This window comes from Streptomyces sp. Ncost-T10-10d, assembly GCF_900091955.1.
Classification (GTDB): domain Bacteria; phylum Actinomycetota; class Actinomycetes; order Streptomycetales; family Streptomycetaceae; genus Streptomyces.
The window spans coordinates 98,611-110,562 of the sequence record NZ_FMDF01000049.1 but is presented as its reverse complement, the minus strand read 5'-3'; the positions used below and the strand labels follow the sequence as shown (position 1 = coordinate 110,562).

The window sequence follows — 11,952 nt, the reverse complement described above, 5'->3', positions numbered from 1 at the left end:
CTGGAGCACATGAACGAACAGGTCACCTCGCGACCGGCCGGCCGCCCCGGCGGAGACCGGCTCACGGACGTTCTGCACAGCGCCGAGGTGTTCGACGGCGAGCCCGGCTGCATCGCGCAGGCGCGGGCCCTGGCCGACCGCTTTCTGGTCCGGCTGGCCGCGGAGTGGCTCGCGGTGCTCGGCGAGCACACCCGCAGCGATCTCATGCTGGCCGTGAGCGAGCTGGTCACCAATGCGGACCGCTACAGCCAGGGCCCGTATCTGCTGGAGCTGGAGGGCACCGCGGAACGCGTCAGCGTCACGGTGTACGACAGCAGCACGGCCCTGCCGCTGTTCTACTCACCCGACCCGACGCGCCCCGGCGGCCACGGCATGGAGATCGTGGTGGCGCTGTGCGACCGGCTGACCGCCGAGCGCGTGCCGGTGGGCAAGCGTATCCGGGCCGAGTTCGAGCTGAGCAGCTGAGCCGTGGGGCGGGCGGGACGCCGCCCGCCCCACGGCCACGGTCAGCCCAGTGCGGGCGGCGCGTCCGCGGCCGAAGTGCCCCAGTCCGACGGCTCGCTGCCCACCGTGAAGGAGAGCGAACGCGCCGAGCGGATGTCGTCGGTGGTGAGGTAGGTGCGGGACTGCGCGGCCCCGTCGAGCCGGGCGGACCGGATGTAGCGGTCGGTGTCCGAGGTGCCGGGTGCGCTGACCGTGAGCGATCCACGCGGGTAGTAGCGGCGGTCGAGCTCGATGTCGACGCGCTCGAAGGCGGGCGTGGACAGACCCCAGGTGTCGGTGCCCGGCTGGACCGGGAAGACACCGATGGAGGAGAGCACCATCCATGCGGACATGGTGCCGAGGTCGTCGTTGCCCGTCATGCCGGTCGGGGTGTCGGTGAACAGGGTCAGGGCCGCGTGCACCACATCGGTGGTCTTCCACGGCTGGCCGGTGGAGAGATAGGTGTACGGGGCGATGAGGTCGGGCTCGTTCTGCGGGTTGTACTTGTCTGCGTTGTAGTACGCGTACGGGCCGTTGACCCACACCTCACGGGCGGTCTTCGCCGGGTCGGCGAGCAGCTTGTCGTACGCGAAGAAGGAGTCGAGCCGCTGGTTGGCGGCGTCCTTCCCGCCGATCAGTCCGACCATGCCGGGCAGGTCGTGCGGGACGAGCCACTGGTACTGCCAGGACGTGCCCTCGTGGAACCCCTCGCTCCGGGCCGGGTCTGCGGGTCCGGTGAAGGCCCCGGCGGCGTCGCGGGCGCGGAAGAAGCCGGTCGACGGGTCGAAGATCTTCCGGTAGTTCTGAGCTCGGTCCTCGTACCGCTTCGCATCGGCGTCGTGGCCGAGATCGCGGGCCATCTCGCCGAGCATCGCGTCGGAGAGCGCGTACTCGAGGGTGGCGGAGGCGCCGTGGTCGAAGTCCGAGTCACCGGGCTTGGCGTGCTGACGGTCCTTGATGTACGGGGCGAACCCGTCCTTCAGATACTGCACGTTGGCCTCGCGGCCGACGGGCGCGGAGTCGGTGGGCGGGACGCCGTCGGCGTTCTTCTTCAGGGCCCGGTACGCCTCTTCCTCGTGCCCCTTCAGCAGCCCCTGCTGATAGGCGTTGGTGAGGAACGGGGTGACGGGGTCGCCCGTCATGATGTTCGTCTCGACCGTGCCGTAGCCCCACTTGGGGAGCCAGCCGCTCTCGGCGTCGATACGCAGGACCGAGATCGCCATGTCGCGTGATTCGCGCGGGGCGAGGAGCGAAAGGAGCTGGGCCTGGGTGCGGTAGGTGTCCCAGAGAGACCAGTTCTGGTAGTAGGTGAAGGCTCCGTCGGCAGCGACGGCGCGGTGGGTCTTCTGGTCCCAGCCGGTGTAGCGGCCGTCGACGTCACTGCCGATGTTGGGGGCGAGGAAGGACCGGTAGAGGGAGGAGTAGAAGGTGCGGCGGAGCTGCTCGCTGCCGCCCTGCGCCTTCACGCCTTCGAGCCGCTCCTCCCATGCCTGCTGAGCGGCGCGCTCGACCCGGTCGAAGCTGCGGCCGCCCTCGGTACGGAGGTTGAGGGCGGCGCCCTTGGCGTCGACGTAGCTCAGGGCGGTGGTGGCCTCGACGGTGCGGTCCTTCGTGGTGTCGAAGCGCAGCCAGGCGCCGTTGCGGGCGCCGGCGGCCGAGGACTCCTTGGATCCCTCGGTGACGGTGTCGCCGTTCCAGGTGCCGGAGGTGGTGAACGGCCGGTCGAAGCGGGTGATCGTGTAGAGCGTGTACGGCTTGGTGTCCTGGCAGAAGCCGCTGCCGGTGATCGCGGTCCGTACCGTCCGGTTGTCGAGGATCTCGACCTCGGACGAGAGTGTCCGGTGCAGCGACTGGCCCGCGTTGAGCAGGACGTTGGCCTTGTCGGTGGCCGGGAACGTGTAGCGCTGTACGCCGGTGCGCTTGCTCGCGGTGAGTTCGGCGTCGATCCCGGTCTTCAGCCCGACCTTGTAGTAGCCGGGGCTCGCCTTCTCGTCGTCGTGGCTGAACTCCGCCGCGTACTTGGCGTAGTCGGTCTGTGTGACGTCTCCGGTGGTGGGCAGGGTCGGCAGATCGCCGCCCAGGCCGCAGCCGACACCGGAGAGATGGATGGCGGAGAAGCCGCGTATGTGGTTCTCGCCGTAGTCGTAGCCGGTGTTGTGGCCGGTGTCCGGGGAGAACTGCACCATGCCGAACGGCACGGAGGCGCCGGGGTAGGTGTTGCCCTCGTTCTGGGTGCCGATGAACGGGTTGACCAGGTCGGTCAGTTGTTCGTCGGCGCGGGGCGCGGCCTGGGCCGTGGCCCCGGTGGTGAGGAAACCGCCGAGGAGCGCTGCGGCGGCGAGTACGGCCGCCGGGCCGCGAAGTCGCGGCCGTGGGGTCCGGTGCATGGGGCAATCCTCCTTGGACAACGTTGTCAGAGCGCGATCATTCTTGGTTCCCGGGTGATGCGCGTCAAGGGTTCGGACGGACACGCTCCGGCCCGTCCCGGGCGGGACGGGCCGGAGCGCCGTGACAGGTCAGGCGGTGGGGCACCCGGCCACGACCGGGTTCGACGCATCGCGGACGAGCGCGTCCTGTGCTGCCTTGATCCGCTCGACGTCGGGCTTCACGATCCGGCGGTCGTACGTGAGGAGCCCGTTCAACTCCCCCTCGACGTCCGAGATCTGGGTGTAGACGGCGCCGTTGCCGCCCTTGCAGGCGAGCTTGTGCACCTCGTCGAGCTTGGCCAGATAGTCGTCGGTGTACGTGGCCGGGTCGACCGCGATGTACGACTGCTGTACGGCCCAGGCATGCCCCGGCACGGCCAGCCCGAGCCCCCCGTACTCCCCGCTGACCAGGGCGCGTTTCCCGTCGGGCCGCGGAAGCGCGGGGCTCGGGTAGCCGTGCGCGTCGGCGATGTCACCGTTGCCGCCGTCCACCGCGCCGCAGCAGTTGAGGCCGCTCATGTTGTTGACCAGCCGGGTCGGGTCCCATGACTTGGCCTGGTCGGCGATGCGCGCCTGGTCGTACTGACCCCAGCCCTCGTTGAAGGTGACCCACATGACGACGGACGGATGGCTGGAGTGTTCGTCGATCATCTCCTTCATCTCGCGCTCGTACTCGGCCCGGGCGGCCGTGGACGGGTTGACGGTGTTCATCGCCGGCATGTCCTGCCAGACCAGCAGGCCCAGCTTGTCGGCCCAGTAGAACCAGCGATCGGGCTCGACCTTGATGTGCTTGCGGACGGAGTTGAACCCCATCGCCTTGTGCATCTTCAGGTCGTACGCGAGGGCTTCGTCGGTGGGCGCGGTGTGCAGCCCGTCGGGCCAGAAGCCCTGGTCGAGGGTGGCCATCATGAAGACCGGCTTGCCGTTGAGGACGGTGCGCGGGGTGCCGTTCACCTTTTCGACGGCGACGGAGCGCATCCCGAAGTAGCTGCCGACCCGGTCCGATCCGACGCCGACCTTCAACTTGTACAGATGCGGATCTTTCGCGGACCACAGATGCGGATCCGGCACACGCAGGTTCAGCACGGCCCCCGTGTGTCCGCTGACACTCCCGACCTTGCGCTTCCCGTCGTACGCGGTCGCCGTGACCGGAACCCCGTCCCGTACGCCGCGCACCTCGACGGCGAGCTTCTGGCCCTGGACGTCGGGGGTGAGCTTCAGCGAGTCTGCGTGGTCGGCGGCGACGGGCTCCATCCACACCGTCTGCCAGATCCCGGAGGACGGGGTGTACCAGATGCCGCTCGGGTCGAGGCGCTGCTTGCCCATCGGCGGATTCTCGCCGTTCGCCGCGTCGGTCGGATCGTAGACGCCGACGATCAGCTCCTGGGTGCGTCCGGGCTTGAGCGCATCGGTGATGTCGGCACTGAACTTGTCGTATCCGCCCTTGTGTTCAACGACCTTCTTGCCGTTGACGTATACCTCGGACTGCCAGTCGACGGCCCCGAAGTTCAGCCGCAGACGCTTGCCGGAACCGACCTTCCAGTCCTTGGGAACGGTGAAGGTGCGGCGGTACCACATCCGGTCCTCGTGCCGCTCGACCCCGGAGAGCTGCGACTCGACCGGATACGGTACGAGAATCTTCTCACCGAGCTTCTTGCCGACCGGGGGCTGCTCCCCCGCCTTCGCCGCGGCGAACTCCCAGGAGCCGTTGAGGTTCTGCCAGTTGTCACGGGTGAGCTGGGGTCGCGGGTACGCGGGCAGCGCGTTGCGCGGACCCACCTCATCGGCCCACTTCGTACGGAGCTCGTACGTGGAGCGGTTGGGCCCGCTGGACCAGAAGGCCCCCACCGCCTTCCCGTCCTCCCCGGCCAGCGCCCCCGCACCGTCGTACCGGACATCGGCGAGCCCCCCGGCGTCCCCGCCCTTGTTGCCGACGACGGGTTCCTTGAGCGCGACGGTGAGGCTGCGCGGGTCGGCGGGGTCGGCCTTGACGGCGCCGAGCGGCCACTTGGCACCGCCGATGACTGCGTCGAGATGATTCACGAGCCCGGCAGGCAGGGGCGCGAGCTTCTGCGCGAAGTCCAGCTTGAGGGAACGACCATCGGCGAGCACGGTGGCGGCGATGGCTCCGTCGTACGCGAAGTCGTCCGGCAGCCGGAAGGCGGACTGCGGTACCGGCACCTTGCTTCCGCCGGGTTCGGTCCACTTCAGATGGAGGTTGGAGCCTCCCCAGTGCTCGAAGAACTCGACCTTGAGGTCGTACGCCCTGCCCGCGGTCAACTCGACCGGCTGCGACGTCTGCTCCTTCTCCCAGTCGTCGACCCAGTGGTCGATGACCGGCTTCCCGTCGATCCAGAGACGGAACCCGTTGTCCCCGATCATCGAGAAGACATGGGCGCCGGTCTTCTCCGGCACGATCTTCCCGGTCCATCGGACGCTGACGTCGTCGCTCTGTCCGGTGGCCGAACTCAGCCGGGACTCGAGCGTCGGGAAGTCGATGGCCTGGTCGAATCCGGTGGCCTTGAGCTGCCCGAAGTCGAAGGCCCCGGGGGCGGACTGGGTGTAGTACTCGCCCTTCAGACCATGCACTTCGTCGGCGTTCCCGGGGGCCGGGGCGGCCGAAGCGGCGGGCATGGCGGACAGACCGGCGGTACCGAGAACGGCAGCGAGAAGTAGAACCAGTTTCTTTCTGATGCGCACGGATCCTCCTTGCTGAGGAAGGGTGGCGGCTCGTTGCAACAGGATGTACAACGTTGGAAGGAATGGCAGTTGGCATGACAGCACGACACCCGCTCTGGTGTCCAGGTGCATGACAAACCCCGAAAGGCCCGCCCCGCCCGCCGAGATCCACAGACACCGCACCCACCGGACCGGCCGCCGCGCCGGCCCTTGGCGCGCCCTGACCCCGAGCTGATTCAGGCGTCCGAATTCCCCTCCGCAACCGGTCCCGCACCGGTGTTCGGGTCCTATGGAGGCGCTCTCGACAAGCGGGTCCGCATCCGGTTGCCTTCGGAACGGGAAACGGGCAACACCACCCTTCGCCGGGAAATCCTTGAGGCGTTCGAGTGCGGGATTCCGGTCGTGCGGGTCGTCGAGGGGCGCAGGACAGCATCTTGTGTCGACGCCGAGTGGCGGGACAGGCTCCACACCCTCCTGCGCGCCGATCCATCGGCGCGCGCGGAACTCCGCTCGCTGCTCGGCTCGCTCGGTGAACCGCCCCGGAACCAGGCGTCACCCGTGCACAACGTGATTAGCGGTGGCGTCCAGTACGGGCCGGTCATCCAGACCGGCCGCATCGACGGATCGGTGCCGTCCACGCCGCACAACGACTGAGACATCCCCTCCGGGCCGTTCGAATCCACCATCGGGCGACGGCCTCAGGTGGGAACCGACTGGCGCAACTTCCGCGTGCTCCGGGAACGATTCACGAAGATCGGGGCATCCTGTTGAGGTCCTCCTGGACGCAGACCTACACCCCACGCCTCATCCCCACCGGAACAAGGGGTGCATGCAGCATGCGGATGTCCAAGCCGGTCGTACCCGCGGCGCCCACGAATCCGGGCCTCAAGCGGGAAATCGGGCTGATCGGTCTCATCTGGACCTCGGAGGGGTCCATCATCGGGTCCGGCTGGCTGTTCGGCGCCCTGCTCGCCGCGCAGGCAGCCGGCACGGCGGCGCTCATTTCCTGGGGAATCGGGGCACTCGCCATCATTGTGCTGGCGTTCGTCCACGCCGAACTGGGGGCCATGTACCCGGTGGCGGGCGGCACCGCCCGCTTCCCGCACTATGCCTTCGGCAGTGCCGCCGGCGCGTCCTTCGGGTGGTTCTCGTGGCTGCAGGCCGTCACCGTGGCGCCGATCGAGGTCATGGCGTCGCTCAACTATCTCAGCGTCCACGCCCCCTGGGTCCAGACCGGCAAGAATCAGCTGACACCCGCGGGGTACGGGCTGGCTGTCGCGTTCATGGCGTTCTTCGTCGTCGTCAACTTTCTCGGCATCAAATGGCTCGCCCATACCAACAGCGTGGCGACGTGGTGGAAAGTGGCCGTCCCCGTTTTCACCATCATCGTGCTCGCCACCACCACCTTTCACAGCGGCAACTTCGGCTACCAGGGCTTCGCCCCCTTCGGCGCCAGGGGCGTGCTCTCCGCCATCAGCACCAGCGGCATCATCTTCGCGCTCCTCGGCTTCGAGCAGGCCGACCAGCTCGCGGGCGAGAGCCGTAACCCGGCCAGGGACATCCCTCGGGCGGTGATCGGTTCCATCCTCATCGGCGTCCTCGTCTATGCGGCGCTTCAGGTCGTCTTCATCGCCGCCCTGCCGCACAGCGCGTTCGCCCACGGCTGGGCCAATCTCTCCTTCAGCGGAAAGGCGGGCCCGTTCGCCGGGCTCGCCGCCTCCGTCGGACTCGGCTGGCTCGCCACGCTGTTGTACATCGACGCGGTCGTGTCACCGTCCGGTACGGGCCTGATCTACACCACCGCCACCTCTCGGGTCTCCTACGGCCTGTCCCGCAACGGCTACGTCCCTGCGGTCTTCGAGCGCACCACCAAGCGCGGCGTCCCGTGGTTCAGCCTGCTCTTCGCGTTCGTGGCCGGCCTCATCGTGTTCCTGCCGTTCCCCACGTGGCAGAAGCTGGTCGGCTTCGTCACGTCCGCGAGTGTGCTCATGTACGCGGGGGCGCCGCTCGCCTTCGGGTGCCTGCGCAAGCAGGACCCGGACCGGCCTCGACCGTACCGGCTGCCCGGCGGGATGTTCTGGGCGCCCGTGGCCTTCATCGTCGCGAACCTGATCATCTACTGGGCGGGCTGGGACACCCTGTGGCGGCTGGGTGTGGCCATCGTGCTCGGCTATCTGCTGCTGGGCGGCTCCGCGCTGCTCAAGCTCAACCCAAAGGTTCCGCACATGGACTGGCGGTCCGCGCAGTGGCTGCCGGTGTACCTCGTGGGCATGGGGCTGATCTCGTGGCAGGGCGGCTTCTGCAGCACCGGCCCGGCGTCGTCGGCGTCCTGCGGTGCGACCGATGCCGTGCCGCTGTGGTGGGACATCGTGCTCATCGCCGCGTTCAGCCTGGTGATCTACTTCTGGGCCCAGGCCGTGCGGCTCCCCGACGAGGAGACCCAGGAGTACATCGGCTCCGTCGAGGTGGTGCCCGGCGGGTGACCCGGCCCCGCGCCCGGCTCCGGCGCGTCCGGGCGTCGGACGAAGACGCAGTCACCGCACAGGCCACCGGCCGGGCAGCGGTAGTACAGGCAGCAACTGCGGCGGCGGAACGCCGGGTCGTGCGGGGCACCGGTGTTCCGGAGGTCCGGGTGGTCGAGCAGTTCGGCGGCCAGGGCGCGGGCCCGGCCCGACACGTCGGGGCGGCGGTGCGTACGGGCCCAGGTGACCAGTTCGCGCAGGGCTCCCGCCAGCGCCGACCCCGCGTTGCCCCACAGCAGCCCGTTCGACAGGGGGCCGTCGCGGTGGATCGCCTCGGCGAGGGGCACGAGATGGTCGTACTGCACGGCTTCCCGGATCCGGGCGGCGGTGGCGGGCAGCGATTCGGCGGTGCTCAGCCACAGGTCGTCGGGGGTGGTGTGCTGTGGGTCCCAGTACAGGGAATCGGGCGAGAGATCGGGGAAACGGCCGGTCAGGGCCGCCGGGCCGAGTGCGATCGACCAGAGGCGGGAGGCCAGCCCCAGGTGTGCGACGGAGGCGGCGACTCTGCGCTCAGGGGTACGGAGCCGGGTGGCGACCGTGTCGATACGGGCCGTGAGCGGTGCGGACTCCCCCGCGTACAACAGTGCCAGCGGACGGTGCGCTCCGTCAGGCGGGGAAGCGGTACGCAGTGTGAAGAATCCGCCCACAGAGGCCGCTGCCGACTCGTCCATCGCCCTGCTCCTTCTCGGCCCCCCGGCCGCCACCGGTGACATCGCGGGCACCCGGAGTACCGCGACCCACCGTTCACCGTAACCCCTCGGGGTGATCGCTCCGGGGCTCCGCGGAGGAAGGACTACCGTCCGTAGGAGGACACTGAGAGTACTCACGTACTACCAAAGCAGTACGCAGGATTGCCGCCTCAAGGACGACGACGCAGCGGCTTTGAAAGGACATCGTGGTGTACATGAGTTCCCTTGCGCTGTCCGTGCTTCTGTCCCTGGTCTCCGCGGTCGCCTACGCGGCCGGGGCGATCGTCCAGGAGCGCGTGGCCACGGCTGGAGACGGCCGCTCGCTCGCACCCTTGCGCAACCGTGTCTGGTGGGCCGCCGTGGCGCTGAACGGCCTGGGCGCGGTGCTGCATGTCGTGGCGCTGGCCTACGGTCCGCTCAGTCTCGTCCAGCCGCTCGGTGCGCTGACCATCGTCTTCGCCCTGCCCATGGCGGCGCTCTTCGTACGCCGCCGGGCAGGTGCCATCGCATGGCGCGGCGCGATCATGGCGACCGTCGGTCTGGCGGGTCTGCTCGCGCTCACCGGGAACGCCGAGTCGCACACCCTGAGCGGCCAGGATCAGCTGACCGTCGCCGGCGTGACGCTCGGTGCGGTCGCAGCGCTGTTCCTGATCTCCAGGGGCTTGCACCGGCCGGTGGTACGCAGCGTGATCCTGGCCGGGGCCGCGGGCGTCGCTTTCGGGATCGCCTCCGTGTTCACGAAGACGGTGGCCGTGCAGTGGACCTCCGGTGCGGCAGGGGCCGGAATGCCGGCGCTGCTGGCGATAGGCACGTTCGCGGGCGCCGGGCTGCTGCTCTCCCAGGCCGCGTACCGGGGCGCCGGGCTGACCGCGCCGCTGGCCACGGTGACCGTGGTGAACCCGGTGATAGCTGCGGTTGTCGGCATCACCATGTTCGATGAGCAGTTCCGGCACGGTACGGCGGGCACCACGCTCGCGCTGGCCTGCGGGGTGGTCGCCGCGGGCGGGCTGATACTCCTCACGACGGAGCGGCTGGGCGCGGAGCACCGCGCCGGGCAGCCGGCCGGGAGCGAATACCCGGATGCTCCGGGGCACAGGGCGGACGCGGAACCCGGCACCGAGGGTATTGCGGAACCGGCAGTGGAGCCGGCTCCGGCCCTGCCGGCTGAGACGCAGAAGGTCGTCATTCTTCCCGAGCCCGCACCGCCGACGCCCGCCACAGCCGTCGAGACGATCGCGGAAACGTTCTCGGCAGCCCCTGTGATGCCTCTGATGATGCCTCTGGAGCGTCGTCTCGGGCAGGTGGAGTTCGGGCCCGGGCGGTCGTCGCGCACCGGCACCCCAGCACGGCGGGGCGGTGTGTCCGCGGAGCCTGCCGCGCCGGCTGACGCAGCCGGGACCCAGAGGGTCGTTCAGACGCTGACGCCGCCCGCCCTGAGGTAGCCCAGCGGGTCGATGTCCGAGCCGTAACCGGGGCCGGTACGGATCTCGAAGTGCAGGTGCGGGCCGGTGACGTTCCCGGTGGAGCCCGAGCGCGCAATCCGCTGGCCTGCGGAGACATGCCGGCCCTCACGCACATGAAGCGCGGACAGATGCGCGTACTGGCTGTACTTGCCGTCGCTGTGCCGGATGACGATCTGGTATCCGTACGCCCCCGCCCAGCCCGCCGAGACGACGGTGCCGGAGCCGACCGCCTTCACCGAAGTGCCGGTCGGGACGGGGAAGTCGACACCGGTGTGATAGCCACTGGCCCAGGAACCGGCCCGGTGGTACGGGGTACCGATACCTGCCGCAACCGGGGCGACGAGAGTGTAGGAGTGCTTCTCCGCCCGCTGCGGCTTGTGGCTCTCGGCCTTCTTCGGGTGCTGCTTCGGCTCGGTCGTCCGGTGCTGCGGCTTCGTGGCTTGATGGTGCGACGTGGCCGGTTGCTGCTTCGGCTCGGCGGTCCGGTGCCGCGGCTTCGCCTTCTGGCTCGGTGCGGTCTTCGGCTGCGCGGCGGATGTCGAGCCCGTCCTGGAACCCGCCTTCGGCGCCTGGGCCACATCCAGGCTCAGGCGCTGTCCGGGAAGGATGAGATCCGGATCGTCCCCCACGACCGTGCGGTTCGCCGCGTACAGGTGCTGCCAGCCGCCCCGGACATGCTCGGTCGCAGCGATCGCGGAGAGCGAGTCACCATGGGCCACGGTGTACGACTCGCGCTTGCCGGGGACAGTGGTCGGCTTGGCGGGCGTGGACGTCCGCTTCGTCTCCGGCTTCCCGGCAGCAGCCTTCCCGGGCGCCTGTAAGTGGCTGGTCCGCTCCGACTGCGGGTTGATGCCGGGGGCTTCCCCGCCACTGGTCAGCCCCGCCCGTGTCGAGCAGCCCGGCCAGGCGCCGGGTCCCTGCCCTTCGAGCACCTTCTCGGCGATGGCTATCTGCTGGTCCTTGGTGGCCAGATCGGCGCGCGGGGCGTAGACCGTGCCGCCGTAGGCCGCCCACGTCGACCGGGTGAACTGAAGACCACCGAAGTAGCCGTTGCCACTGTTGATGTGCCAGTCGCCGGTGGACTCACAGGCGGCCACCTTCTCCCAGACATCCGTCGAAGCGGCGCCTGCCGAGGCGGCTGCGATGAGCGGGAGGGCAATGCCCGCACCGCCGGCGGTCACCGTGAGCGAGGCACGGTTGAGCCGGCTGGGCTGATATCTGCGGTGCCGTCCGTTTGCGGCCATGACTTGGCTCCCCCACTGGCAGTAGGACACGTCGCAAGCGCCCAACTTATGGGCAGACAAAGGCCGATGACAAGGGAGCGACAGCGGCTCACCCGTCACGGACGGCCCAGGGGACACCGCCGCCCGAGGTCCGTGGCCGGTGCACTCGTCAGCCCTCGTACCGTGCATCGGGTACGAGGGCTGACGACTGCGCCGGTCATCCGGCCTTCGCCGGAGGAGAGTTGCCTGGCGCGTGGCGGCGCGGCCGAGGACCGACCGCACCCACAGACGGCCGGCCGGGCTCATCCCGACGCACCGGGCGAGCGCGGTGATCCCGCTCTTGCCGATCTCGGTGCCCGACAACAGGCCACGCAACGTTCCGGCGTCGCTCGCGGGGCGCCCATACGGCCCATCCCGAACAGGCCGTCCCCGCGCCCCGAATCCATACTGGAGATCCCGTCATTCCC

At 69.4% G+C, this 11,952-nt stretch carries 8 protein-coding genes; 4 read left to right on the top strand and 4 right to left on the bottom strand.

Translation table 11 applies throughout. The annotated features are described in order from the left end of the window. Positions 1-9: 9 nt before the first annotated feature. Positions 10-465, top strand: a complete 456-nt coding sequence (locus tag GA0115254_RS06770; RefSeq protein ID WP_093894372.1) for an ATP-binding protein — start codon at positions 10-12, stop codon at positions 463-465. Between the two features lie 41 nt (positions 466-506). Here the strand turns inward: GA0115254_RS06770 and GA0115254_RS06765 are convergent, their stop codons facing one another. Further along, the gene (locus GA0115254_RS06765) at positions 507-2,870 is read right to left on the bottom strand and encodes a GH92 family glycosyl hydrolase (RefSeq protein WP_093894371.1); all 2,364 of its coding nucleotides are present in this window, start codon (positions 2,868-2,870) and stop codon (positions 507-509) included. Positions 2,871-2,999: 129 nt separating this feature from the next. Continuing rightward, entirely contained in the window at positions 3,000-5,609 is a 2,610-nt protein-coding gene (locus GA0115254_RS06760; RefSeq protein WP_256102429.1) for a PA14 domain-containing protein, read from the bottom strand. Positions 5,610-5,864: 255 nt separating this feature from the next. On the opposite strand from GA0115254_RS06760, the gene GA0115254_RS06755 reads away from it, so the two are divergent. Together GA0115254_RS06755 and GA0115254_RS06750 are read left to right on the top strand one after the other, a co-directional pair. After that, a complete protein-coding gene (locus GA0115254_RS06755; protein WP_141720771.1) occupies positions 5,865-6,242 on the top strand; it encodes a hypothetical protein in 378 nt (125 codons plus the stop codon). 182 nt (positions 6,243-6,424) lie between these two features. Beyond that, positions 6,425-8,071, top strand: coding sequence for an APC family permease (locus GA0115254_RS06750; RefSeq protein WP_093894368.1), 1,647 nt, complete (start codon positions 6,425-6,427; stop codon positions 8,069-8,071). Here GA0115254_RS06750 and GA0115254_RS06745 read toward each other — a convergent pair. After that, positions 7,987-8,781 carry a (2Fe-2S)-binding protein gene (locus tag GA0115254_RS06745; RefSeq protein ID WP_093894367.1) on the bottom strand — a complete coding sequence of 265 codons (795 nt, stop codon included), beginning with the start codon at positions 8,779-8,781 and terminating at the stop codon, positions 7,987-7,989. The two genes, GA0115254_RS06750 and GA0115254_RS06745, sit on opposite strands and share 85 nt — an antisense overlap. A gap of 233 nt (positions 8,782-9,014) precedes the next feature. On the opposite strand from GA0115254_RS06745, the gene GA0115254_RS06740 reads away from it, so the two are divergent. Beyond that, the gene (locus tag GA0115254_RS06740) at positions 9,015-10,241 is read left to right on the top strand and encodes a DMT family transporter (protein ID WP_370740836.1); all 1,227 of its coding nucleotides are present in this window, start codon (positions 9,015-9,017) and stop codon (positions 10,239-10,241) included. Here the strand turns inward: GA0115254_RS06740 and GA0115254_RS06735 are convergent. After that, on the bottom strand, positions 10,211-11,506 hold the full coding sequence (locus GA0115254_RS06735; RefSeq protein WP_093894365.1) for a transglycosylase family protein: 1,296 nt from the start codon (positions 11,504-11,506) through the stop codon (positions 10,211-10,213). The genes GA0115254_RS06740 and GA0115254_RS06735 overlap by 31 nt on opposite strands. Between the last annotated feature and the right edge of the window lie 446 nt (positions 11,507-11,952).

Excerpts from the sequence above, each read along its gene's own strand:
- GA0115254_RS06765 (WP_093894371.1), bottom strand. The coding sequence starts at position 2,870 with ATGCACCGGACCCCACGGCCGCGACTTCGCGGCCCGGCGGCCGTACTC.
- GA0115254_RS06770 (WP_093894372.1), top strand. The coding sequence starts at position 10 with ATGAACGAACAGGTCACCTCGCGACCGGCCGGCCGCCCCGGCGGAGAC.
- GA0115254_RS06740 (WP_370740836.1), top strand. The coding sequence starts at position 9,015 with ATGAGTTCCCTTGCGCTGTCCGTGCTTCTGTCCCTGGTCTCCGCGGTC.
- GA0115254_RS06745 (WP_093894367.1), bottom strand. The coding sequence starts at position 8,781 with ATGGACGAGTCGGCAGCGGCCTCTGTGGGCGGATTCTTCACACTGCGT.
- GA0115254_RS06750 (WP_093894368.1), top strand. The coding sequence starts at position 6,425 with ATGCGGATGTCCAAGCCGGTCGTACCCGCGGCGCCCACGAATCCGGGC.
- GA0115254_RS06735 (WP_093894365.1), bottom strand. The coding sequence starts at position 11,506 with ATGGCCGCAAACGGACGGCACCGCAGATATCAGCCCAGCCGGCTCAAC.